The sequence below is a fragment of the Gottschalkiaceae bacterium SANA genome (genome assembly GCA_036323355.1).
Taxonomy (GTDB): Bacteria; Bacillota; Clostridia; order Tissierellales; family GPF-1; genus GPF-1.
The window spans coordinates 2,504,747-2,529,344 of sequence record AP028876.1; the positions used below are offsets into that span (position 1 = coordinate 2,504,747).

At 43.9% G+C, this 24,598-nt stretch carries 31 protein-coding genes, 1 tRNA gene and 1 other annotated feature; all 32 genes read right to left on the reverse strand.

What is annotated here, in order from left to right:
* Positions 1-16: 16 nt before the first annotated feature.
* Positions 17-202, reverse strand: a complete 186-nt coding sequence (locus AC25CA_RS12160; RefSeq protein WP_486814096.1) for a type Z 30S ribosomal protein S14 — start codon at positions 200-202, stop codon at positions 17-19.
* Between the two features lie 14 nt (positions 203-216).
* Positions 217-759, reverse strand: coding sequence for a 50S ribosomal protein L5 (gene rplE, locus AC25CA_RS12165; protein ID WP_486814097.1), 543 nt, complete (start codon positions 757-759; stop codon positions 217-219).
* A gap of 28 nt (positions 760-787) precedes the next feature.
* Positions 788-1,099: a 50S ribosomal protein L24 gene (gene rplX, locus AC25CA_RS12170; protein ID WP_486814098.1), complete on the reverse strand. Its 312-nt coding sequence runs from the start codon at positions 1,097-1,099 to the stop codon at positions 788-790.
* A 24-nt stretch (positions 1,100-1,123) separates the two neighbouring features.
* Positions 1,124-1,492 carry a 50S ribosomal protein L14 gene (gene rplN / locus AC25CA_RS12175; RefSeq protein ID WP_486814099.1) on the reverse strand — a complete coding sequence of 123 codons (369 nt, stop codon included), beginning with the start codon at positions 1,490-1,492 and terminating at the stop codon, positions 1,124-1,126.
* 30 nt (positions 1,493-1,522) lie between these two features.
* Entirely contained in the window at positions 1,523-1,777 is a 255-nt protein-coding gene (gene rpsQ / locus AC25CA_RS12180; RefSeq protein WP_486814100.1) for a 30S ribosomal protein S17, read from the reverse strand.
* A 22-nt stretch (positions 1,778-1,799) separates the two neighbouring features.
* A complete protein-coding gene (rpmC, locus tag AC25CA_RS12185; protein WP_486814101.1) occupies positions 1,800-1,997 on the reverse strand; it encodes a 50S ribosomal protein L29 in 198 nt (65 codons plus the stop codon).
* Positions 1,990-2,418 (reverse strand): 50S ribosomal protein L16, encoded by a 429-nt coding sequence (gene rplP / locus AC25CA_RS12190; protein ID WP_486814102.1) that lies wholly within the window; start codon positions 2,416-2,418, stop codon positions 1,990-1,992. Before rplP ends, rpmC begins: the two co-directional genes overlap by 8 nt.
* A 30-nt stretch (positions 2,419-2,448) precedes the next feature.
* Positions 2,449-3,120, reverse strand: coding sequence for a 30S ribosomal protein S3 (rpsC, locus tag AC25CA_RS12195; RefSeq protein WP_486814103.1), 672 nt, complete (start codon positions 3,118-3,120; stop codon positions 2,449-2,451).
* A gap of 18 nt (positions 3,121-3,138) precedes the next feature.
* Positions 3,139-3,471: a 50S ribosomal protein L22 gene (gene rplV / locus AC25CA_RS12200; RefSeq protein ID WP_486814104.1), complete on the reverse strand. Its 333-nt coding sequence runs from the start codon at positions 3,469-3,471 to the stop codon at positions 3,139-3,141.
* A gap of 32 nt (positions 3,472-3,503) precedes the next feature.
* Positions 3,504-3,788, reverse strand: a complete 285-nt coding sequence (rpsS, locus tag AC25CA_RS12205; protein WP_486814105.1) for a 30S ribosomal protein S19 — start codon at positions 3,786-3,788, stop codon at positions 3,504-3,506.
* A gap of 21 nt (positions 3,789-3,809) precedes the next feature.
* Positions 3,810-4,640: a 50S ribosomal protein L2 gene (rplB, locus tag AC25CA_RS12210; RefSeq protein WP_486814106.1), complete on the reverse strand. Its 831-nt coding sequence runs from the start codon at positions 4,638-4,640 to the stop codon at positions 3,810-3,812.
* A gap of 32 nt (positions 4,641-4,672) precedes the next feature.
* The gene (gene rplW / locus AC25CA_RS12215; RefSeq protein ID WP_486814107.1) at positions 4,673-4,966 is read right to left on the reverse strand and encodes a 50S ribosomal protein L23; all 294 of its coding nucleotides are present in this window, start codon (positions 4,964-4,966) and stop codon (positions 4,673-4,675) included.
* Positions 4,966-5,589: a 50S ribosomal protein L4 gene (gene rplD / locus AC25CA_RS12220; RefSeq protein WP_486814108.1), complete on the reverse strand. Its 624-nt coding sequence runs from the start codon at positions 5,587-5,589 to the stop codon at positions 4,966-4,968. Before rplD ends, rplW begins: the two co-directional genes overlap by 1 nt.
* A gap of 27 nt (positions 5,590-5,616) precedes the next feature.
* A complete protein-coding gene (gene rplC / locus AC25CA_RS12225) occupies positions 5,617-6,246 on the reverse strand; it encodes a 50S ribosomal protein L3 (RefSeq protein WP_486814109.1) in 630 nt (209 codons plus the stop codon).
* Between the two features lie 84 nt (positions 6,247-6,330).
* Positions 6,331-6,639 carry a 30S ribosomal protein S10 gene (rpsJ, locus tag AC25CA_RS12230; RefSeq protein WP_486814110.1) on the reverse strand — a complete coding sequence of 103 codons (309 nt, stop codon included), beginning with the start codon at positions 6,637-6,639 and terminating at the stop codon, positions 6,331-6,333.
* Between the two features lie 431 nt (positions 6,640-7,070).
* The gene (gene tuf, locus AC25CA_RS12235; RefSeq protein ID WP_486814111.1) at positions 7,071-8,264 is read right to left on the reverse strand and encodes an elongation factor Tu; all 1,194 of its coding nucleotides are present in this window, start codon (positions 8,262-8,264) and stop codon (positions 7,071-7,073) included.
* A gap of 21 nt (positions 8,265-8,285) precedes the next feature.
* Positions 8,286-10,358, reverse strand: coding sequence for an elongation factor G (fusA, locus tag AC25CA_RS12240; RefSeq protein ID WP_486814112.1), 2,073 nt, complete (start codon positions 10,356-10,358; stop codon positions 8,286-8,288).
* A 73-nt stretch (positions 10,359-10,431) separates the two neighbouring features.
* On the reverse strand, positions 10,432-10,902 hold the full coding sequence (rpsG, locus tag AC25CA_RS12245) for a 30S ribosomal protein S7 (protein WP_486814113.1): 471 nt from the start codon (positions 10,900-10,902) through the stop codon (positions 10,432-10,434).
* A 121-nt stretch (positions 10,903-11,023) separates the two neighbouring features.
* Positions 11,024-11,437, reverse strand: a complete 414-nt coding sequence (rpsL, locus tag AC25CA_RS12250; RefSeq protein ID WP_486814114.1) for a 30S ribosomal protein S12 — start codon at positions 11,435-11,437, stop codon at positions 11,024-11,026.
* Positions 11,438-11,458: 21 nt separating this feature from the next.
* Positions 11,459-11,704 carry a ribosomal L7Ae/L30e/S12e/Gadd45 family protein gene (locus AC25CA_RS12255; protein ID WP_486814115.1) on the reverse strand — a complete coding sequence of 82 codons (246 nt, stop codon included), beginning with the start codon at positions 11,702-11,704 and terminating at the stop codon, positions 11,459-11,461.
* Positions 11,705-11,797: 93 nt separating this feature from the next.
* Positions 11,798-15,328, reverse strand: coding sequence for a DNA-directed RNA polymerase subunit beta' (rpoC, locus tag AC25CA_RS12260; RefSeq protein ID WP_486814116.1), 3,531 nt, complete (start codon positions 15,326-15,328; stop codon positions 11,798-11,800).
* Positions 15,329-15,354: 26 nt separating this feature from the next.
* Complete coding sequence (rpoB, locus tag AC25CA_RS12265) at positions 15,355-18,945, reverse strand: DNA-directed RNA polymerase subunit beta (protein ID WP_486814117.1); 3,591 nt, start codon at positions 18,943-18,945, stop codon at positions 15,355-15,357.
* Positions 18,946-19,113: 168 nt separating this feature from the next.
* A complete protein-coding gene (rplL, locus tag AC25CA_RS12270; RefSeq protein ID WP_486814118.1) occupies positions 19,114-19,485 on the reverse strand; it encodes a 50S ribosomal protein L7/L12 in 372 nt (123 codons plus the stop codon).
* Between the two features lie 22 nt (positions 19,486-19,507).
* Positions 19,508-20,062, reverse strand: a complete 555-nt coding sequence (rplJ, locus tag AC25CA_RS12275; protein ID WP_486814119.1) for a 50S ribosomal protein L10 — start codon at positions 20,060-20,062, stop codon at positions 19,508-19,510.
* Between the two features lie 30 nt (positions 20,063-20,092).
* Positions 20,093-20,227, reverse strand: a sequence feature (ribosomal protein L10 leader region).
* A 34-nt stretch (positions 20,228-20,261) separates the two neighbouring features.
* Positions 20,262-20,963, reverse strand: coding sequence for a 50S ribosomal protein L1 (rplA, locus tag AC25CA_RS12280; protein ID WP_486814120.1), 702 nt, complete (start codon positions 20,961-20,963; stop codon positions 20,262-20,264).
* Between the two features lie 51 nt (positions 20,964-21,014).
* Positions 21,015-21,440 carry a 50S ribosomal protein L11 gene (gene rplK / locus AC25CA_RS12285; RefSeq protein ID WP_486814121.1) on the reverse strand — a complete coding sequence of 142 codons (426 nt, stop codon included), beginning with the start codon at positions 21,438-21,440 and terminating at the stop codon, positions 21,015-21,017.
* A gap of 18 nt (positions 21,441-21,458) precedes the next feature.
* Entirely contained in the window at positions 21,459-21,977 is a 519-nt protein-coding gene (gene nusG / locus AC25CA_RS12290) for a transcription termination/antitermination protein NusG (RefSeq protein WP_486816607.1), read from the reverse strand.
* Positions 21,978-22,002: 25 nt separating this feature from the next.
* Positions 22,003-22,206 (reverse strand): preprotein translocase subunit SecE, encoded by a 204-nt coding sequence (secE, locus tag AC25CA_RS12295; protein ID WP_486814122.1) that lies wholly within the window; start codon positions 22,204-22,206, stop codon positions 22,003-22,005.
* A 29-nt stretch (positions 22,207-22,235) separates the two neighbouring features.
* Positions 22,236-22,385 (reverse strand): 50S ribosomal protein L33, encoded by a 150-nt coding sequence (gene rpmG / locus AC25CA_RS12300; protein WP_486814123.1) that lies wholly within the window; start codon positions 22,383-22,385, stop codon positions 22,236-22,238.
* A gap of 170 nt (positions 22,386-22,555) precedes the next feature.
* Positions 22,556-23,749, reverse strand: a complete 1,194-nt coding sequence (gene tuf / locus AC25CA_RS12305) for an elongation factor Tu (RefSeq protein ID WP_486814124.1) — start codon at positions 23,747-23,749, stop codon at positions 22,556-22,558.
* Positions 23,750-23,807: 58 nt separating this feature from the next.
* A tRNA-Thr gene (locus AC25CA_RS12310) sits at positions 23,808-23,883 on the reverse strand.
* A gap of 53 nt (positions 23,884-23,936) precedes the next feature.
* On the reverse strand, positions 23,937-24,590 hold the full coding sequence (gene sigH, locus AC25CA_RS12315) for an RNA polymerase sporulation sigma factor SigH (protein ID WP_486814125.1): 654 nt from the start codon (positions 24,588-24,590) through the stop codon (positions 23,937-23,939).
* Positions 24,591-24,598 lie beyond the last annotated feature (8 nt).

A 24,598-nucleotide genomic window follows, 5' to 3' on the forward strand; every position in this document is an offset into this window, starting at 1 on the left:
CCTTCCGATTTGTTGATTACCAACTTGCCTTTCTTACCCCAGGAATTTCACCGCGGTACGCCATCTCTCTAAAGCAAATTCGGCATACACCGTACTTGCGAAGAACTGCATGAGGACGTCCACAAACTTTACAGCGGGTATAGGCTTGTGTGCTAAACTTTGCTTTTTTTTGTTGCTTGAGTTTCATTGCTTTTTTAGCCATTTTAGTCCCTCCTGTTATTTGATAAACGGCATTCCCATAAGGGCAAGAAGTGCTCTTGCTTCTTCATCTGTTTTTGCTGTTGTTACGACTACTACGTCCATTCCTCGGATCGCGTCAACCTTGTCATACTCGATCTCTGGGAAAATCAATTGTTCTTTGATTCCCATCGCGTAATTTCCGCGGCCGTCAAACGACTTGGCAGAAACTCCTCGGAAGTCACGAACGCGTGGTAGTGCAAGACTAACCAACTTGTCGTAAAAATCGTACATCTTTTGTCCTCGCAAAGTTACTTTCGTACCGATCTTCATGCCTTCTCTAAGCTTGAAGTTAGCGACTGATTTCTTCGCTACCGTTACGACTGGGTTCTGACCCGTAATAATTCTAAGCTCTTCGACAGCATTGTCGAGGGCTTTTGGATTATCCTTCGCTTCGCCAAGACCGATGTTTAAAATAATTTTCTCTAGTTTAGGAACTTCCATCATATTTTTATATTGGAATTTCTCCACCAAAGCCGGAACGACTTCGTTCACGTATTTTTCTTTTAATCGTGATTCCACGGTCTATACCTCCCTTCAGAACATTCGCTTAGTCCAGAACTTCGCCTGTCTTTGCGCATACTCTTACTTTCTTATTGTCATCCAAGCGTTTTACTTGAGTGCGAACACCCTTTTTCAATTGCTTGTTGTATAGCAATACATTTGAAGCATGGATTTTACCTTCTTGATGAAGGAGTCCTCCCTGCTGCATCTGCGGCGTAGCTTTCATGTGTTTTGTGACCATGTTTACGCCTTCCACGATAATGCGTTGTTCTTTCGGAAATACAGCCAACACTTTGCCGACTTTTCCTTTATCTTTTCCGGAGATCACTACTACCGTATCATTTTGCTTCACGTGCATGATTACACCTCCTACTCCGTTGAATTACAGTACTTCTGGAGCCAAAGAAACAATTTTCATAAATCCTGCACCACGTAATTCACGTGCAACAGGTCCGAAAATACGAGTTCCTCTTGGCGTCAAGTCTTCTTTTAGGATTACAGCGGCATTATCATCGAATTTGATATAGCTTCCATCAGCACGTTTTACTGTTTTTTTCGTTCGTACAACTACAGCACGAACTACTTGGCCCTTCTTAACAACACCACCGGGCGTTGCGGTTTTAACGGCACAAACAATAACGTCGCCAATAGACGCATATCTTCTTCGAGATCCGCCGAGTACTTTAATACAAAGTACTTCTTTAGCACCGGAATTATCCGCTACTCTCAAACGCGATTCTTGTTGGATCATTCGATTCGTCCTCCTTTTGCTTCGCGGAGATTATTTCGCTTTGGTTACAATCTCTACGAGTCTCCAGCGCTTGTCTTTACTTAATGGACGCGTTTCCATTACTCTAACCACATCACCGATTCTGCATTCATTATTCGCATCATGCGCTTTAAACTTAGCTGTACGTCTGATACGCTTTTTATACAAAGGATGTGCCACTTGAGTTTCTACAGCGACAACGATCGTCTTATCCATTTTATTAGAAACAACACGACCCATTCTCGTTTTTCTTAGTCCTCTTGTCACTTGTTAGCCCTCCTTCCTTCCGCTACGCGTTCAGCTCTTTTTCACGTGCTACAGTCTGAACTCGCGCGATATCTCGTTTAACCGATTTAATTCGCATTGCATTGTCCAATTGACCCGTAGCTAGCTGAAAACGAAGCTGGAACAGCTCAGCTTTGTACTCATTTAACTTCTCGGCAAGCTCTTGTGCCGTCATTTCTCTTAAATCTTTTGCTTTAAGCATTAGCTTCACCATCCTCTTCTTTAACTACAAACTTACATTTAACTGGAAGTTTGTTGGCAGCTAATCGCATTGCTTCACGTGCAAGTTCTTCTGGTACTCCTGCCATTTCGAACATTACTCGACCTGGCTTAACTACTGCTACCCAGTACTCTGGAGAACCCTTACCTTTACCCATACGAGTCTCCGCTGGTTTTTTAGTAACCGGTTTATCCGGGAAAATTTTAATCCAAATTTGTCCGCCACGTTTAACGTGACGAGTCATTGCTCGACGAGCAGCCTCAATTTGATTAGACTTAATCCAAGCCGGTTCCGTAGTAATAAGGCCAAACTCTCCGTATGTTACTTTATTGCCGCGAGTAGCTTTGCCTTTCATTCTACCGCGATGAACTTTACGATGTTTTACCCTTTTAGGCATCAACATGTCAGTTTCCTCCCTTCTACGCCTCCGCGTCTATTTTACGGCTTTTCGCTTGATTTCTGGACGAACTTTCTTGCCTGGAAGAATTTCTCCCTTGTAGATCCATACTTTCACACCAATTTTTCCGTAAGTCGTATCCGCTTCAGCGAACCCATAATCGATATCCGCACGTAGGGTTTGTAGAGGAATCGTTCCTTCACTATACCCTTCGGTTCTTGCCATATCAGCACCGCCCAAACGTCCGGCAACTTGTGTCTTAACGCCTTTCGCTCCTGCTCTTTGTGCTTTTGTAATGGCTTGCTTCATCGCACGTCGGAATGAAACTCGTCTTTCCAATGATTGTGCAATACTTTCTGCAACCAATTGTGCGTCTTGATCAGGTCGCTTAACTTCTTCAACATTTACTACGATGCGCTTTTGCGTCATCTTTTCCAATTCTTTCCGCAATGCCTCAACACCTGTACCGCCCTTGCCGATTACCATACCCGGCTTAGCCGTGTTGATTGTCAACTTGACGCGGTTCGCGGAACGTTCGATCAGGATTCTAGAAATTCCTGCAGTAAACATCTGTTTTTTCACATATTTACGAATTTTTAAATCCTCAATCAGGTAATCGGAGAAATGCTTTTTGTCAGCATACCATTTAGAATCCCAATCCTTGATGATCCCGACTCGGAGACCATGTGGACTTACTTTTTGACCCATGCTTTCTCTCCCTCCTTCTTACTTTTCCTTCACGACAACGCCAATATGGCTCGTGCGCTTTCGAATCGTGAATGCACGACCTTGTGCTCTCGGCTGAAATCGCTTTAATGTCGGTCCCTGATTCGCAAATACTTCTGCGATATACAGGTTTTCTCGGTCCATATCATTGTTGTTCTCAGCATTTGCTACAGCTGAGCCTACGACTTTTTTAAGGATGCCGGCCCCTCGCTTGTTTGTAAATTCCAGAATTGCCAATGCTTCGTTCACGTTCTTACCGCGAACTAGATCTGCTACTTCTTGAACCTTGCGAGGAGAAATGCGGATATATTTCGCAATTGCTCTTGCTTCCACCAGTTTTCCCTCCTTATGTTACGCGACAATAACTATCGCTTCACTACAGATTTTTTATCTTTCTTTTCATGGCCTCTATAGGTACGAGTCGGTGCGAATTCGCCCAACTTGTGACCCACCATATCTTCCGTTACGTATACTGGAACATGTTTGCGACCATCATAAACCGCAATTGTATGTCCAATAAACTCAGGAAAAATCGTCGAACGACGAGACCAGGTTTTGATGACTTCCTTCTTGCTGGCATCATTTAATACCACAACTTTTTTCATCAAATGGTCGTCGCAGAAAGGACCTTTTTTCAATGATCTACCCATCGATTTGCCTCCTTCCGTATCCTACTTGGAACGTCTCTTCACGATATATTTATCAGAAGCTTTGTTTTTCTTACGTGTTTTATAACCCAAAGCTGGCTTGCCCCAAGGTGTACTTGGTGCTGGACGTCCGATTGGCGCACGACCTTCACCACCACCATGTGGATGGTCATTCGGGTTCATAACAGAACCACGAACAGTCGGGCGAATACCCAAATGACGTGTCTTGCCGGCCTTGCCTATGTTGATCAATTCATGTTCAGAATTACCAACAACACCTAAAGTTGCTCGACATTCTATTCTCACCATACGAACCTCGCCGCTTGGAAGTCGAACTTGAGCGTAAGCACCCTCTTTCGCCATCAATTGCGCTGAGTTACCTGCAGAACGAACCATTTGTCCGCCTTTGCCAGGCTTCATTTCGATATTGTGGATAATAGAACCGACTGGAATGTTTGCCAATGGCAATGCATTTCCAACTTTAATGTCAGACTCTGGACCTGATACGATCATCATATCAACAGTTAAGCCTGCTGGAGCCAAGATGTAACGCTTTTCTCCATCAACATAATGAATCAAAGCAATATTTGCTGAACGGTTAGGATCATACTCGATCGCTGCAACTTTTCCAGGGATATTGTCTTTGTTTCGCTTAAAATCGATAATCCTGTATTTTTTTCGATTGCCGCCGCCACGATGACGAACAGTAATCTTTCCTTCTGAGTTTCTACCAGCGTATTTGTTCTTCTTCGCCAACAAAGATTTCTCAGGAGTTGTTTTGGTGATTTCCTCAAATGTGGACACAGTCATGTGTCTTACACCATTTGTGGTGGGTTTATACTTACGAATACCCATTGTGATTCCCTCCTCTAATTCATCTCTTCAGACTATTCAAGGCCTTCGAAAATCTCGATTGACTTGCTGTCTTCCGTCAACTCAACGATGGCTTTTTTCCAATCTGCACGCTTGCCTTCATATCGGCCTTGTCGCTTGATTTTGCCATTCATGTTCATTGTGTTTACTTTTTTGACACGAACACCGAAAATTGTTTCAACTGCATTCTTGATCTCTGTCTTGTTTGCAGTTTTTTCAACAACAAATGTATATTTGTTTAGTGCCATTGCATCCATGCTTTGTTCAGTTACTACCGGTTTTCGAATGATATCATGTGGATTTCGCATTATGCGTACACCTCCTCAACTTTTCGTACAGCTGCCTCAGTAATAATGAAGCTGTCGTTGTTCAAGATGTCATAAACATTTAGCGTATTCACCAAGGTTGTTTCAACATTCGGCAAGTTTTTTGCCGATTTGATAACTGCATCATCCTTTTCTGCAAGTACGATCAATGTTTTCTTTCCGACTTCCAGATTTTTCAGAACTGCGGCCATAGCTTTTGTCTTTGGCGCTTCAAACGTCAAAGTGTCCAAAACCTTCAATTCTGCGTCTTGTACTTTAGAAGTCAATGCAGATTTCATCGCCAATTGTCGCACTTTACGGTTGATTCGATAGCTGTAATCGCGTGGTTTTGGAGCAAATACAGTACCACCGCCGACCCAGTTAGGAGATCTGGTAGAGCCTTGACGTGCTCGGCCTGTTCCTTTTTGTCTCCATGGCTTACGACCACCACCGCGAACTTCTCCGCGTGATTTCGCAGATTGCGTTCCTTGGCGCTTGTTCGCAAGAAGAGATTTTACCGCTTCATATACGGCATGTTCATTTACTTCGATCCCGAATACGTTATCGTTCAATTCGATTTCACCAACCGATTGACCTGAAACGTTATATAATGCTACCTTAGCCATTCAGAACCCTCCTTTCGTCTTCGCGTTTTATTTCGTTTTTACTGTCGCTTTTAAAGTAAGCATGCCACCCTTAGGGCCTGGCAACGCGCCTTTGACTAACAGCATGTTGTTTTCTTCGTCCACTTTCACGATTTCCAAATTCTGAACCGTTACTTTCACATGACCCATCTGCCCTGGCAATTTTTTGCCTTTGAATACGCGAGATGGAGATGAGGAAGAACCCATTGAACCTGGTGCTCGGTGATAGTGAGAACCGTGAGACATTGGTCCACGCGATTGATTGTGTCGCTTGATTGTACCCGAGAATCCTTTACCTTTAGAGATTCCCGTTGCATCAATATGATCGCCTTCAGTAAATACTGCAACGCTGATCTCTTGACCCAATTCAAACGCCTCAACATCGTCCAACGCAAATTCTTTCAAAACTCGTTTGTAAGCAACACCAGCTTTTGCATAATGTCCTTTTTTTGGTTGGTTGATGTTTTTCTCTTTGATTTCGCCAAAACCGACTTGGATCGCATTGTATCCATCTGTTTCGACCGTTTTCTTTTGCACAACTACCATTGGCTTTGCTTCAATTACTGTTACTGGGACTACGTCGCCTGCTTCAGTAAAAATCTGCGTCATGCCAACTTTCTTTCCAACAATACCTTTCATTTTACACCTCCAAGTTTCTTACAGCGGATTGTTTCCACAATCATCCTAAGAGCAGAGTGGATGTGCTTCCAATCTCTTAGTTGCCTATAGTTTGATTTCGATATCGACACCAGCCGGTAAATTTAACTTCATCAACGCATCTACCGTTTTCGGTGTTGGTTGAAGAATGTCAATCAATCGTTTGTGTGTCCGTTGTTCAAATTGCTCACGAGAATCTTTGTACTTGTGTACGGCACGAATTACCGTGATAATTTCTTTTTCCGTTGGTAGCGGCACGGGACCAGAAACAGCAGCACCAGTACGTTTAGCAGTGTCAACAATCTTTTTCGCGGACTCATCTAGCACTTTATGATCATAAGCCTTTAATCGAATTCGAATCTTTTGTTTTGCCATTTGCCTTTTCCTCCTTTATCGCATGTTTTTTTTCATACGACATGGGTTCACCAATCAACGCTACCAGGTGTTCCGTGAGTGTTAAGAAAAACGCTCACATCAGTGAATCCAATCGCCCGGTTTTAAACCGAACATTCTCCGCAAGAATTTTCCTGCTTTCGCAGCCACCTCTTGCATCATCGCATGTCTATATATCTGAACTCGGTCCCCCGAGTTGCAGGCATTAAAAAAAGCCATAATGGGGCAAGGACACACTCGTCCTCTCTACGGCTTACTCCCCATTGCAAGCTCACCACTTGGGCTGCTTGTTAGTCATCTTCATTTAATTTCTCACAACTATTAAATTATAGCCCGGATGCTCGCAAAAAGCAAGCCCCAGGCTATAATATTACAGTTATTTAACATTTATCAAGTTTGCTTGATAAAATTTCTTATTGAATGATCTTAGTTACAACGCCGGAAGCGACTGTACGTCCGCCTTCACGAACTGCAAATCGAAGTCCTTCTTCCATCGCGATCGGGTGAATCATTTCGATCGAGAATGTTGCGTTGTCACCAGGCATACACATTTCAACACCCTCTTGAAGAGAGATTGCACCAGTGATGTCTGTTGTACGGAAGTAGAATTGAGGACGGTAACCGTTGAAGAATGGAGTATGACGTCCACCCTCTTCTTTTGTCAACACGTAAACTTCTGCTTCAAATTTTGTATGAGGATGAATTGTTCCTGGTTTTGCCAATACTTGGCCACGCTCAACGTCATCACGTTGAACACCACGAAGCAATGCGCCGATGTTGTCGCCTGCACGACCTTCATCTAACAATTTACGGAACATTTCAACTCCGGTACAAACTGACATTGTAGGCTCATCTTGCAAACCAACAATAGCTACTTGATCTTGAACACGAACGATACCACGCTCAACACGGCCGGTAACAACTGTACCACGACCTGTGATTGAGAATACATCCTCGATTGGCATCAAGAACGGCTTGTCGATATCTCGCTCAGGCGCTTCGATTTTTTCATCGACTGCTGCCATCAATTCAAGAATCTTGTCTCCCCACTCGCTTGTAGGATCTTCCAATGCTTTCAAAGCAGAACCGATTACTACGGCAGCTTCGTCTCCATCGTACTCGTATTCGCCCAAAAGCTCACGAATTTCCATTTCTACCAATTCCAAAAGCTCGTCGTCGTCTACCATGTCCGCTTTGTTCATGAATACAACGATCTCAGGAACGCCTACCTGACGAGACAAAAGGATATGCTCGCGTGTTTGAGGCATTGGGCCGTCTGCTGCAGAACATACCAAGATCGCGCCGTCCATTTGAGCAGCACCAGTGATCATGTTCTTAACGTAATCGGCATGACCTGGGCAATCCACGTGTGCGTAGTGACGATTTTCAGTCTCGTACTCAACGTGTGCTGTCGAGATTGTGATTCCACGCTCTCGCTCTTCAGGTGCCTTGTCAATGTTATCAAATGCAACCGCTTCACCAGTTCCCAATCGTTCGTGAAGAACACGAGTGATTGCTGCAGTCAAAGTTGTTTTACCATGATCGACGTGACCGATCGTTCCGACATTTACATGTGGTTTGTTACGTTCAAAATGTTGTTTTCCCATGATTATCCTCCTAAAAAAGCTCTATATTTTTCCTTCCATAATCTTCTCTGCAATACTCTTTGGAACAGCTTCGAAATGATCCAATTCCATAGAGTAGTTACCACGACCTTGGGTCATGGAACGAAGATCTGTCGCATATCCGAACATTTCAGATAACGGCACATAGCATTGAATTTCCTTAACTCCGAAACGATCGCCAAAGCTTTCGATGCGGCCACGGCGTGATGAAACATCACCCATAACATCACCCATATACTCTTCAGGAACCGTTACTTCTACTTTCATGTATGGCTCCAAAAGTGTTGGATTCGCTTTTTGCATACCTTTTTTAAATGCCATTGAACCGGCAATTTTAAAGGCCATCTCAGATGAATCGACATCATGATATGATCCGTCATACAATGTAACGCGGAAGTCTGAAACAGGGAATCCCGCAAGAACACCGTTTGCAGATGCTTCAACAATACCATTGTTGACAGCCGGGATGTACTCACGAGGAACCGCGCCACCCTTGATTGCATCTACGAATTCATAACCAGCACCTGGTTCCAATGGCTCCATGATGATTTTAACGTGACCATATTGTCCCTTACCACCAGATTGCTTCGCATACTTCATATCCACTTCAGTTTTTGTTGTAATGGATTCTTTATACGCAACCTGAGGAGCACCAACATTGGCTTCCACTTTAAACTCTCGAAGCAAACGATCAACAATGATTTCCAAGTGAAGTTCGCCCATGCCCGCAATAATCGTTTGTCCCGTATCTTCATCCGTATAGGTACGGAATGTAGGATCCTCTTCCGCCAACTTTTGAAGACCGATACCCATCTTATCTTGACCTGCCTTTGTTCGTGGCTCAATCGCTACGGCAATAACAGGATCAGGGAATACCATGGATTCAAGAATTACTGGATGCTTTTCTTCACATAAAGTATCGCCTGTTGTTGTTACTTTCAAACCAACTGCAGCAGCGATATCCCCGGCATACACCATTGGGATTTCTTCACGAGAGTTCGCATGCATCTGAAGGATACGGCCAATTCTCTCTTTCTTGCCTTTCGTTGAGTTGAATACGTAGCTGCCTTTTTCCAAGGTACCAGAGTACACACGGAAGAAAGAAAGCTTTCCAACAAATGGGTCAGTCATGATTTTGAAAGCCAAAGCAGCAAACGGCTCTTCATCAGAAGCGTGCTTTTCGATTTCATCACCTGAATCTGGATCTTCCCCTTTAATGGCAGGAACGTCCAATGGTGATGGCATATACTCGAGAATCGCATCCAATAAAAGCTTAACACCTTTATTTTTATATGCAGATCCACACATAACCGGGAAGATTTTACAACCGATTGTTGCTGTTCGGATACCTTCTTTGATCTCAGCTTCAGTCAAATCGATACCTTCTAGGTATTTTTCCATCAATTCTTCGTCATGCTCTGAAATCGATTCAATCATCTTCTCGCGAAATTCTTGTGCTTTTTCCATATGATCTTCTGGAATTTCACGTTCTTCAATTTCTTGACCAATCTCATCAATATAGTAGTACGCCTTCATTTTTACAAGGTCAATGATTGCATTGAAATCTTCTTCTGTTCCAATCGGTAATTGGATCGGAACAACATTGGCTTTCAATCGTGCTTCCATTGTTTCCACTGAGTAATAGAAGTTCGCACCCATTTTGTCCATCTTATTTACGAAGCAAATACGAGGAACGCTATACTTATCCGCTTGTCTCCAAACGGTTTCTGTTTGAGGTTCAACCCCTTGTTTCGCATCATACAACGCGACTGCACTATCCAGTACGCGAAGTGATCGTTCAACTTCAACAGTGAAGTCAACGTGGCCTGGTGTATCGATGATGTTAATTCTCGTTCCATTCCAGAACGTCGTCGTCGCAGCGGAAGTAATCGTAATTCCACGCTCTTGCTCTTGCTCCATCCAGTCCATTTGTGACGCGCCATCATGCGTTTCACCAATTTTATGGGTTTTGCCTGAGTAGAACAGAATTCGTTCCGTTGCGGTCGTCTTTCCCGCATCGATATGAGCCATGATGCCGATATTTCGTGTGTCTTTCAACGAATACTCTCTAGGCATCTCACTACTCCTTTCTACATCCTAACCAACCATAGCAAACCCGGGCATCATTGATGCCCAGGTTTCTATGAAACTACCATCTATAATGTGCAAACGCCTTGTTCGCATCAGCCATTTTATGCTGGTCTTCTCTTTTCTTAACAGAAGCTCCTGCATTATTAGCTGCGTCCAAGATCTCTTTTGCCAAACGCTCGCGCATTGTACGCTCGCCACGCTTGCGGCTGTATCCTACCAACCAACGAAGCCCTAGTGTCTGACGACGCTTAGGTCGAACTTCCATTGGCACTTGGTAAGTCGCACCACCGACACGGCGTGCTTTTACTTCCAATACAGGCATGATGTTTGCTAACGCTTTGTAGAAAACCTCAAGAGGCTCTTCTCCAGATTTCTCTTTGACAATCTCAAACGCGCCATAAACAATTGCTTGAGCCGTTCCTTTTTTACCGTCTAGCATAACACTATTAATCAACTTCGATACAATCACGTCGTTGTATAGTGGATCTGCCATGATCTTTCTTACTGGCACATGTCCTTTTCTTGGCACTTTCTTCCCTCCTTAATCTTACATTAAATCATAGGTACTCGACTGATTTCGTCGTGCGTGCTTAGTGTAACAAATACTGGGCATATGCCTGTGTATATTGTTAACTAAGAGCAGTTTCGCACTACTTCTTAGGTCTTTTCGCACCGTACTTTGATCGAGCTTGACGACGTGCTTCTACACCAGATGTATCCAAAGTTCCTCGGACAACATGGTATCGAACGCCGGGAAGGTCTTTAATACGACCACCACGAATCAACACAACACTATGTTCTTGTAGGTTGTGACCAATTCCTGGAATGTACGCAGTAACTTCCTCACCATTAGTCAGACGTACCCTCGCGATTTTACGTAGCGCTGAGTTCGGTTTTTTCGGAGTAACCGTTTTTACCGACGTACAAACACCGCGTTTCTGTGGCGAGTAGCTCATCGTTCCCGCTTGTTTCAAAGAGTTGAAACCTACGTTTAGATGACGTGACGTTGACACATTCACTTTGCTCTTTCTGCCTTGTTTTACCAATTGGTTAATTGTAGGCATTGTTTTGTGCACCTCCTTGCATCATTTGATTATTGCAACTGAAGCAGCTCCAACTTCAATTCCACAAGCCGTTCCCAGCTCTTTCATAGAATCGACGAAGATTACTTCAAGATTTGCCTTATGGCAGAGTTCTAATATTGGATTCTTCACTTTCCCATCCGCATCTTTTGCCAGATAAACTCGCACCACTTGGCCTGTGGCTATGGCGCGACGGGTTTGTTTCATACCCACTATTTTATTTGCTTCCTTAAGATGCTTTAAGTCCATTGAGAACCTCCTTGCATGAAAATCGAAGGAGCATTATGCTCCTCCAATACATCAACTTTATCAGTGTATCATCAGACTGTATGGGTGTCAACATTAACCGATAATTTCATCAATCAATGATTGCTCTTCCAAAACATTCGGCTCATACTCAACTTGAAGTCCAACCTTTCGATATCGATCCAAACCGGTACCAGCCGGGATCAAGTTACCGATGATGACATTTTCTTTCAATCCCACCAAGTGGTCGGTCTTTCCTTTAATCGCCGCATCCGTTAAGACACGAGTCGTTTCCTGGAAGGAAGCGGAAGACAAGAATGATTCAGTTGCAAGGGAAGCTTTCGTAATCCCCAACAAAACGCGATCGCAAGTCGTTGGTTCCAGCCCCTTCTCAATCAGTTCACGATTCTTCGCTTCAAACTTCAAGCGAGCAACAAAGCTACCCGGCAAGAATTCCGAATCTCCAGGCTCATCAATTTTCACCTTATTCAACATTTGGCGAACAATGACTTCAACGTGCTTATCATTGATATCTACACCCTGAAGTTTGTATACACGCTGAACCTCTTGAATAATATAATTTTGAACACCTTGAACACCCTTGATTCGTAGAAGATCATGCGGATTCAAAGAACCTTCCGTCAATGATTCACCTGCTTCAACCATGTCGCCATCCTTCTTGCAAAGGCGAGCGCCAAATGGAATTCCGTAGGTTTTTGCTTCCCCTTCGTTATCGGTTACCGTAATTTCACGCTTGTCGCCCAAGTCGCCAATCATAACCGTACCTGTAAGGTCGGAAATAATGGCCAAGCCCTTAGGCTTTCTTCCCTCGAAAAGTTCCTCGACACGCGGAAGACCTTGGGTGATATCACCACCAGCGACACCGCCGGTATGGAAGGTACGCATGGTCAACTGGGTACCCGGCTCACCGATGGATTGCGCCGCGATAATTCCGACTGCTTCACCAACATTGACGGCTCCACCTGTTGCCAAGTTTTGTCCGTAACAAGTTCCACAAACACCTTGTTTCGACTCACAAGTCAATACGGAACGAATTTCCACCTCTTCAATTCCGGCGGCAACAATCTTATCCGCCATTTCAGTTGTGATATATCCATTCTTCTTAACAAGTACTTCTTTTGTTTTTGGATGAACCAACTCATTGACAGAATATCTTCCGGCAATTCGTTCTTCCAATTTTTCAATCATGGCATTGTCGTCAACAAAAGCACGAGCAATAATTCCTTTTGTCGAACCACAATCATCTTCACGAATAATAATTTCTTGACTGACATCAACAAGACGACGAGTCAAATATCCTGAATCGGCAGTACGAAGAGCGGTATCTGTCAGACCCTTTCTCGCTCCGTTAGAGGAGATAAAGAATTCCAAAACGGAAAGTCCTTCGGAGAAGGATGCCCGAACCGGAATCTCGACGGTATGACCGGAAGCATTGGCCATCAAGCCACGCATGCCGGCAAGCTGTCGGATCTGAGCTTTCGAACCACGGGCTCCGGAGTTCGCCATGATCTGAATGTTATTTAATGGATCGAGGCTATCCATCAAGGCTTCTGTAACCTTGTCTGTCGTATCACCCCAAATTCGAATAACATTGTTGTAGCGTTCTTCCTCTGATATCAAACCACGTCGATAGGCGCGTTCATATTTTTCCACTTCAATTTCGGCCTCGGCCAAAAGAGGTTTTTTCTCTGGCGGTACATTGATATCGCTAAAGGCGATCGTAATGGCACCAATGGTTGAATAGTGGAAGCCCATTTCCTTGATATGATCCAAGGTTACAGCCGTAATCATATTGCCGTGAACACGGAAGCAACGTTCAATGATATTTGACAACATCTTTTTGTCGACCAAAACATCAACTTCCATATTGTAATTTCCATCTGCACGATCAATAAATCCAAGATCCTGTGGGATATCCTTATTGAAAATAAATCGACCCACGGTAGACTCTACCAACTTACCACGATCACCAGCAGACCTCTTCACACGCACTTTTACCTTAGCATGCAGACCCACTTTTTTCGTTAAATAAGCCATCATCATCTCGTCATAATCCGAGAAAACCATACCCTCGCCCGCTTCTCCATCAATTTCCATGGTTAGGTAGTAGGCGCCCAAGATCATATCCTGGGTAGGTGTAGTAATTGGATGACCTGCCTGAGGAGCCAAGATATTATTGATGGACAACATCATAAATCGAGACTCAGCCTGAGCTTCAGCAGAAAGCGGAACGTGGACAGCCATCTGATCACCATCAAAATCGGCATTGTAGGCTGTACATACCAATGGATGCAACTTGATCGCTTTTCCATCTACCACTACTGGTTCAAAGGCTTGAATGCCCAATCTATGCAAGGTAGGTGCACGGTTCAAAAGTACCGTATGCCCCTTGATTACTTCTTCAAGAATTGGCCAAACCAAAGGTTTTACTTTCTCGACAATGCGTTTTGCACCCTTGATGTTATGGGCATGTCCCTGTTCAACAAGCTCTTTCATTACGAAAGGTTTAAACAGCTCCAGGGCCATTTTTTTCGGCAATCCACATTGATAGAATTTTAATTCTGGTCCAACAACGATAACCGAACGACCCGAGTAGTCAACCCGTTTACCCAAAAGGTTTTGACGGAATCGACCCTGCTTTCCTTTCAACATATCAGAAAGGGATTTCAAAGGTCTGTTGCCAGGTCCTGTTACAGGACGGCCCCGACGACCATTGTCAATCAAGGCATCAACAGCCTCTTGCAGCATTCGTTTCTCATTGCGAACAATGATGCTCGGCGCATTCAAAGACAAAAGACGATTTAATCGGTTGTTGCGGTTGATCACACGTCGATACAAATCATTCAAATCCGAAGTTGCAAAACGGCCACCATCCAATTGAACCATCGGACGAAGATCTGGCGGAATCACTGGAATTGCTTCAAGAACCATCCACTCCGGCTTATTACCCGATGTCCGGAAGGCTTCAATCACTTCTAATCGACGAATGATTTTTACCTTTTTCTGTCCAGAACTCGTTTTTAAATCAGCTTTCAATTGCTTAGCTTGTTGCACCAATTCAACTCTTTGCAACAATTCCTTAACAGATTCAGCACCCATGCCCGCTCGGAATGTATTTCCGAATTGATCATAAGCTTCCGCAAATTCGCGTTCTGTTAAGATTTGTTTGTATTGTAGATTGGTATCTCCTGGATCCAAGACTACATAAGCTGCAAAATACAAGACACGTTCCAAAGAACGAGGCGACATGTCCAAGGTTAATCCCATTCGAGATGGGATTCCCTTGAAGTACCAGATATGCGAAACAGGAGCGGCCAATTTGATATGGCCCATTCTCTCTCGTCGCACCTTCGCCTTTGTTACCTCAACGCCACAGCGATCACATACGACCCCTTTGTAGCGAACTCGTTTATATTTACCACAATGACATTCCCAATCCTTCGTCGGTCCAAAAATCTTCTCACAGAACAATCCGTCTTTTTCCGGTTTTAGCGTTCTGTAGTTGATTGTTTCAGGTTTTTTAACTTCGCCCCGCGACCAACTTAAGATCTTTTCTGGAGACGCCAATCCAATTCGTATTGCCTCGATATTACTGAAATCGAACAAGAAGCTTCTCTCCTTCCATCAACCCGTTACTCAGGTTTTTTTTCCAATTGTGCAACGCCAGATTCTAGAGAAAAATCTGTCGGTGACTGAATCTCTGTATCATCGTCCTTAAGTTCAACCATTGATTCATCTTTTCCGATCAAGGTGATATCCAATGCCAAACTCTGCAATTCCTTAATCAATACTTTGAAAGATTCAGGGATGCCAGGTTCTGGAATGTTTTCTCCCTTGACAATGGCTTCATAGGTTTTAACACGACCCACAACATCATCCGACTTCACAGTCAAAATCTCTTGAAGTGTATGTGCAGCACCGTATGCCTCAAGGGCCCAAACTTCCATCTCACCAAAACGCTGACCACCAAATTGCGCCTTGCCGCCCAAAGGCTGCTGCGTAACAAGAGAGTAAGGTCCGGTTGAACGAGCATGAATCTTGTCGTCAACCAAATGGTGAAGTTTCAGCATATACATATATCCGACCGTAACCCGATTATCAAACGGATCTCCAGATCGTCCATCACGCAATTGAATCTTACCGTCGCTAGGCAAGCCAGCTTGAGTCAATGCGTCGATAATATCCGAGTGCTTAGCTCCGTCAAATACTGGAGTGGCAACATGCCAACCCAAGGCTTTCGCGGCCATACCAAGATGCACCTCAAGAACCTGTCCAATATTCATACGCGATGGTACGCCCAATGGGTTCAAAACAACATCCAAAGGTCTTCCATCTGGCAAGAACGGCATATCTTCTTCAGGAAGAACACGAGAGATAACACCCTTGTTACCATGACGTCCACACATCTTATCGCCTACTTGAATCTTACGTTTCGTTGCAATATACACACGAACCGTCTCATTAATGCCTGCTCCCATCTCATCGCCGTTTTTGCGAGTAAAGACCTGAACATCCACAATGATTCCTTCTTCACCGTGAGGAACGCGTAAAGAGGTATCTCGCACTTCTCGCGCTTTCTCACCGAAGATGGCACGCAAAAGACGTTCTTCTGCAGTCAGTTCCGTTTCACCCTTTGGTGTTACTTTACCGACCAAAATATCCCCAGGGAAAACTTCAGCACCAATGCGAATAATCCCACGCTCATCGATATCTTTCAAGGCGTCGTCTCCGACGTTTGGAATATCTCGTGTAATTTCTTCTGGTCCCAACTTCGTATCTCGAGACTCACAAGAATACTCTTCGATATGAACCGATGTCAATACATCATTTTTTACAAGTCTTTCATTCAGAAGAATGGCATCCTCGTAGTTATAACCTTCCCAAGTCATAAAGCCAATCAAAAGGTTCTTGCCAAGTCCCAACTCACCCATGTCGGTGGATGGACCATCGGCCAAAACAGTTCCCTTGACCACAACTTCCCCAACGTGAACAATTGGACGTTGGTTCATGCAAGTTCCCTGATTCGATCGTTTAAACTTAGTCAGCTTGTATACGTCTACTGCGCCGTCCACGTCTCGTCGAACAATAATGCGATTTGCATCAACGCGTTCAACAACACCCGCTTTCTTGGCAATCTTTACAACACCAGAGTCAAATGCTGCTTTATGCTCCATACCTGTGCCGATTACCGGCGCTTCTGTTACCAAAAGAGGTACAGCCTGACGCTGCATGTTGGCACCCATCAAGGCACGGTTGGCATCATCATTTTCCAGGAATGGAATCATGGCCGTCGCCACAGAAACAACCTGGCGAGGAGAAACGTCCATATAGTCCACTTCATGCTTATCAACTGCATCAAATGCACCGTTAATCGCACGGACAGATACTTTCTTGTTGAGGAAGATACCATTTTCGTCCAAAGGCTCGTTAGCCTGAGCGATAATAAATCGATCTTCCACATCAGCGGTCAAGTAATCAATTTCACCCGTCAATGAGCCTTTTGATTTATCAACACGACGATATGGTGTCTCAACAAAACCATATTCATTGATCTGTGCATAGGTTGCTAGTGAAGAGATCAAACCGATATTCGGTCCCTCTGGGGATTCGATCGGACACATCCGCCCATAATGGGAGTGATGGACATCACGAACCTCAAAGCCCGCTCGGTCTCTAGACAGTCCGCCTGGACCCAATGCAGACATACGTCGCTTGTTGGTTAACTCAGCCAGCGGATTGTTTTGATCCATAAATTGAGACAACTGCGAGCTACCAAAGAATTCTTTGATCGCTGCGCTGACAGGACGAATGTTGATCAAGGCTTGAGGATCCATTCCCTCGCCGTCTTGAATCGTCATACGTTCTTTCACGACACGTTCCATTCGAGACAAGCCAATACGGAATTGATTCTGCAAAAGCTCACCAACTGAACGGACACGACGATTGCCCAAATGGTCAATATCATCTTTATTTCCAATGCCGTCAAATAAGTTGAATTCATAGTTGATTGTGGATAAAATATCCCCAATTGTAATTTGACGAGGAGAAAGTTTTCGAATATTCATTCGAACCAATTCCTTTAATTCTTCCTCATCCTGCGCCTGCTCCATCAATTCCTTCATTGCTGGATAGTAAAGTCTTTCCCGCAATCCGAATTCTCCGAAATCAAATGAAACATCAAATGCTGATGGATCAACAAATTGATTGCCAATCACCTTAACGATCCGATCTTCAATTTTCACATGGACCGTGTGAATACCAGCTGCTTCAATTGCTTCTGCCTGCGCCATTGAAACAATGTCACCTTCTTCAATCAGGATTTCACCTGTATTGGAGTCTGCAAGAGTTTCGGCCATTTTTAAGCCGATAATCCGAGTTGACAAAGCCAATTTTTTATTAAATTTATAGCGTCCTACCTTTGCCAAGTCATATCGTCTGAATTCAAAGAATAATGAATTGATCAAAGACTTCGCACTTTCCACTGTTGGCGGTTCACCCGGTCTAAGCCGCTTGTAAACTTCCAACAATCCTTCCTCTTCAGTAGAGGTTGTGTCCTTCTCGAGTGTTTTTAACAATTGCTCTGATTCGCCCAACAGATCAATGATTTCTTGATCAGTTCCAAATCCAAACATACGCAAAATTACCGTGATTGGCAATTTTCTTGTGCGGTCTACGCGAGCATAGACAATACCATTCGCATCAGTTTCATATTCCAACCATGCGCCACGATTTGGTATCACTGTTGATGAAAACAATGATTTACCTGTTCGCTCTTCCAAGGTAGCTGAATAGTAAACCCCTGGCGATCGAACCAATTGACTAACAATAACACGTTCCGCACCATTGATGATAAACGTTCCGTTTTCTGTCATCAATGGGAATTCACCCATATAAACAGTCCGCTCACGCACTTCTCCGGTTTCCCGTTTCACCAATTGCACCTTGGCATTCAAAGATGTGGAATAGGTCGCATCTCTTTCCTTCGCTTCTTCCACCGAATACTTTGGTTCCGGCGCTAGTTCAAATCCTGTAAACTCAAGTACCAAATCCCCTGTGTAATCCTCGATCGGCGAGATATCATTGAAGGCCTCTTGTAACCCTTCCGTCACGAACCAATTATAGGATCGCTTCTGGATTTCGATTAAATTCGGCATCTCAATAACATCGTCAATCTTTGCGAAACTCATCCGTTCCCGCTTGCCATACTTCACAGGATGCATCATCGACTTCACCCCTTTTTTGATCTATAAACCATTGACTTTCACTGCTTTTTTTCAAAAAAATAAACCGCGATAAGTCATTCCTTACGCAGTTTATAATGCTATCATAGCCGAACCATTTTGTCAAACCATAATGAAGAAAAAAAGCGAAGCTTTACGCTTCGCTTAATCCTACTTAATTTCTGCAGAACCGCCTGCAGCTTCGATTGCTTCTTTCAATTTTTCTGCTTCAGCTTTTGGCAAAGCTTCTTTTACTGGTGCAGGAGCGCCATCAACCAATGCTTTTGCTTCTTTAAGACCCAAACCAGTTGCTTCACGAACTGCTTTGATTACTTTGATTTTACCAGATCCAGCACTAGTCAAGATAACGTCAAATTCTGTTTTCTCTTCTACTGCCGCGCCTGCTGCCGCGCCCGCTGCCATCATCATTGGTGCAGATGCAGTTACGTCGAATTCTTCTTCCAAAGCCTTCACTAGATCGTTTAGTTCCAATACAGATAATTCTTTTACTTCATCAATAAACTTTTGAATTTTTTCACTCATTGTAATATCCTCCGTTTTTAAATTATTCAGCGTCTTGCGCTACTTCTGTTTCCACTGGAGCTGCCTCAACTGGCGCTTCTCCACCCTCTTCTTGCTTTTCGGCAATTGCTTTTGCAACTCGTGCCAATTTTGAAATTGGTGAATTCAATGCAATAACCAAACGAGTAAGAAGAATCTCTTTCGTTGGTAAGTTGGCAATTTCAGTGATTTTCTCAAGTCCCATCACTTCACCAGCCACAACACCTGCTTTCAATTCCAAAGCCTTGTGCTTCTCAGCAAATTCCTTGGTAATGCGGGCAGCCGTTACTTCGTCTGCACAGAATGCAACGCCGTTTGGTCCTTTTAGGAACTCAGACATGCCTTCAAATCCTGCAGCTGCAAATGCAAAGCGCATCATGTTGTTTTTGTACACCTTGTATTCAATCCCAGCCTCACGGTAATTGTTTCGTAATTCCGTTACTTCTTCGACATTCAATCCGCGGTAATTAACCAAAACAACAGAAGTTGCTGCTTCGATTTTTGTTTGGATCTCTTGTACTTTCGCCTTTTTTTGTTCTAAAACTGTAGTTGAACTCATAAAGGTTTCCACCTCCTTGTCGTGTATTTTCATTCCATCAAAAAAGCCTTCCCCGCAGTCGCGAGAAAGGCTGAATGTGCATCGTTAGACGCTCAACAACATCCTCGGCAGGATTCTTATCACCCAATGGGCCCCTGCTATCTGCGGAAAAATGTGAACCAAGTGATACTATATCACATTGGTTATTGATTTGTCAAAATTATAGTTCCATCAATTTTGCGCCGTTCAATCGAACCGATGGTCCCATTGTACTTGTCAACGCAACACTTCGTAGGTAACGACCTTTTGCAGCAGACGGACGCGCTTTTACAATCGCTCTCATCATCGCTTCAAAGTTTGCCGTGATCTTCTCTTCGCCGAAAGAAGCTCGTCCCACTGGAACGTGAATGATATTTGTTTTGTCAACTCGGTACTCAACCTTACCAGCTTTGATCTCATTGATCGCTTTGGCAACATCGAAAGTAACCGTGCCTGACTTTGGATTCGGCATTAAACCTTTTGGTCCCAATACTCGACCCAAACGGCCAACAACACCCATCATATCTGGAGTTGCAATTACCGCGTCAAATTCAAACCAGTTTTCTTTTTGGATTTTCTCCATGTACTCTTCAGCACCGAAAAAATCTGCGCCGGCTTCTTCAGCCTCTTTTAGTTTATCGCCTTTTGCGAAAACCAAAACGCGCTTTGTTTTGCCCGTTCCGTGAGGAAGAACCATCGCACCACGGACTTGTTGATCCGCGTGTCGAGAGTCAACACCCAATTTTACATGAAGTTCAATGGTTTCATCAAATTTCGCTTTCGCGTTTTGAAGTACCAATTGAATCGCTTCAGCAGTATCGTATTGCTTTGTGTTATCGATTGCTTTTACAGCATCTGCATAACGTTTACCTTTTTTTGCCATTCTAATTTCCTCCTTCGTGGTGTTAGCGGTTTAAGACCTCCCACAGGTTTCCTAGTCTTCTACAACAATTCCCATACTTCTCGCAGTACCTGCGATCATACGCATTGCAGCTTCGATAGACGCAGCGTTTAGGTCTGGCATTTTCAATTCCGCGATTTCGCGAACTTGTGCCGAGCTAACCGTTGCAACCTTAGTCTTGTTTGGTTCACCTGAACCAGACTCAATGCCTGCAGCTTTCTTTAGAAGAACAGCCGCTGGTGGTGTTTTTGTGATGAAAGAAAATGATCGATCTGCGAAGACCGTTAAAACAACTGGTATAATTAATCCTGCTTGATCTGCTGTTTTTGCGTTGAATTCTTTACAGAATCCCATGATGTTAACACCATGTGGACCCAACGCTGTACCAACAGGCGGTGCAGGAGTTGCTTTTCCAGCTGGAATTTGTAGTTTTACAATTGCTTGTACTTTTTTAGCCATGTTGCACCTCCTCGTTACTTATAGTTTTTCGACTTGACTAAATGTCAATTCTGTTAAAGTTTCTCGACCAAACATTGAAATATAGACTTTTACCTTCTGTTGGTCATTGTTGATACTCTCGACAGCACCCATAAAATTCTCGAATGGACCCGACATGACCTTGACTTGATCGCCCACAACAAAATCCACCGATACGACTTCTTGAAGTCCCATTCGGCGCATCTCTTCATCTGTCAACGGAATCGGTTTTGATCCCGGGCCAACAAATCCAGTTACACCGGCCGTATTGCGCACAATGTACCATGTCTTATCATTCATAATCATCTTAACGAGCACATAGCCAGGAAACTTTTTGCGTTCCTTAACCACGCGCTTGCCGTCTTTAACTTCAACAACTTCTTCCATCGGCACGCTGACCTCTTCTAGCTGGTCTTCCATGCCTCGGTTTTCAACCATTTTTTCAATGTTTTTTTTCACCTTATTCTCGTGACCAGAATAAGTATGAACGACATACCATTTTCCAGTGCTTTCAGTCATCTTCATCAACCTTCCCTACGTTTGGTTAGGCACCGATTATCAGTGAAAGCAATCCATGCATGATCGTGTCCAGAAGCCAAATCAAAACAGCCATTCCTATTGAAACAAAAATGACGACACCTGTCTTTTTGATCAGTTCTGGACGAGTTGGCCAAGAAACCTTCTTGATTTCTGAACGGAAACCTTTCCAAAAACTCGTTTTCTTTTTACCTTGAACTTGAGTTGCCATGTCATCACATCCTCAATCGTTTTTTGTACCTATTTTGTCTCTTTGTGCACCGTATGCTTCTTGCAGAAACGGCAATATTTACGAACTTCCATTCGATCCGGATGCTGTTTCTTGTTTTTTGTTGTGTTGTAATTGCGTTGCTTGCATTCGGTACATGCTAACGTTACTTTTTCTCTCATCTAAAACACCTCCCTAGGTATAATTCTTGTCGGATTTATCTCTCCAGATAGAAATACCCAGTCTTTACTACACCACTCAATAAAAGTTATCATAGTCGACTGGGGATGTCAAGCATTTCAATCATTTAAAAAGGGCCAAGAGTAAAACTCCCGGCCCTTCTATCCAAAGCTTACTCGATGATCTTTGTTACAACACCAGAAGCGACTGTACGTCCGCCTTCACGAACAGCAAATCGTAGTCCTTCTTCCATGGCGATCGGGTGAATCATTTCGATCGAGAATGTTGCGTTGTCACCAGGCATACACATTTCAACACCCTCTTGAAGAGAGATTGCACCCGTGATGTCTGTTGTGCGGAAATAGAATTGAGGACGATATCCGTTGAAGAATGGGGTATGACGCCCACCCTCTTCTTTTGTCAATACATATACTTCGCCTTCAAATTTTGTATGAGGATGGATGGTTCCCGGCTTTGCCAATACTTGACCACGCTCTACGTCATCACGTTGAACGCCACGAAGCAAGGCACCGATGTTGTCGCCTGCACGACCTTCATCCAACAATTTTCTGAACATCTCAACGCCTGTACAAACAGACATTGTCGGTTCTTCTTTCAAACCAACGATCGCTACTTGATCTTGAACACGGACAATTCCACGTTCAACACGACCAGTAACAACTGTACCACGACCCGTGATTGAGAATACATCCTCGATTGGCATCAGGAATGGCTTGTCAATATCACGCTCAGGCGCTTCAATTTTTTCATCAACGGCTGCCATCAATTCAATGATGCCGTCGCCCCATTTACTTGAAGGGTCTTCCAATGCTTTCAATGCTGAGCCAATCACTACGGCCGCTTCGTCACCATCATATTCGTACTCGCTTAACAAATCGCGAATTTCCATTTCTACCAATTCCAAAAGCTCGTCGTCGTCTACCATGTCAGCTTTATTCATAAATACAACGATCTCAGGAACACCTACCTGACGAGACAAAAGAATATGCTCGCGTGTTTGAGGCATTGGGCCATCTGCTGCAGAACATACTAGAATCGCACCGTCCATTTGAGCGGCACCGGTAATCATGTTCTTTACGTAGTCGGCATGACCTGGGCAATCCACATGTGCATAGTGGCGATTTTCCGTCTCATACTCAACGTGTGCTGTAGAGATTGTGATTCCACGTTCTCTTTCTTCTGGAGCCTTGTCGATGTTGTCAAATGCAACCGCTTCACCTGTTCCCAAGCGTTCGTGAAGAACTCGAGTGATCGCTGCTGTCAATGTCGTTTTACCGTGATCGACATGTCCGATCGTTCCGATATTCACGTGCGGTTTGTTACGTTCAAAATGTTGTTTTCCCATGATTATCCTCCTTCACCAATGGTTCTCGTTTTTTACTCCGCAAATGCGAAGATTTTATTGGAGCCCACGACCAGATTCGAACTGGTGACTTCTTGCTTACCATGCAAGTACTCTACCTGCTGAGTTACGAGGGCACTTCACTCACTAACCTATTTTATATCCCGTTAATGACCTTGTCAATAGGGAATTATAGACAATTTTCCAGCTTCTTTTTAATGCGTTGAAGCGCATTGTCAATGGACTTAACCGAACGATTCATCTCAACAGAAATCTCTTGATAGCTCAATCCATTCAAATAGTGCATGAGCACTTTCCATTCCAGAAAACTCAGCCGTTCTTCAATTTTACTTTCCATCATGTGAAGGGTTTCCGCCGCAATAATCTTCGCTTCCGGTCCCTCTTCAATCTTGGCTCGCAACGTTTCTAATAATATCGGTTCTCCACTGCTGTTTGTCCTGGATCCCTGCAAAGAGACATATCCATTAAGGGGCATATGCTTTTGCCTCTGAGAAGTCTTAATCGCCGTAAGCATCTGTCGTTTTACACAAAGATTCGCAAAGAAACGGAAAAATTGATTGCGAGACGGATCAAACTCCGTCATAGCTTTAAACAAGCCAATCATCCCTTCTTGAATCAAATCCTCCCGGTCTGCTCCAGGCAAATAATATAGACTCGCCTTGTAGCGCACCATGGCTTTATAGCGATCGATCAATTCCCGCTGCGCTCGCTCAGACCCTTCCTTGGAACGCAAAACCAATTTTTCATCGCTGGATGGATCTTGAATGCCTGAATTCGGAAGGCTTGCTTCCCATGCTGTCATATCCTTGACCATCTTCGCCATCACAATCT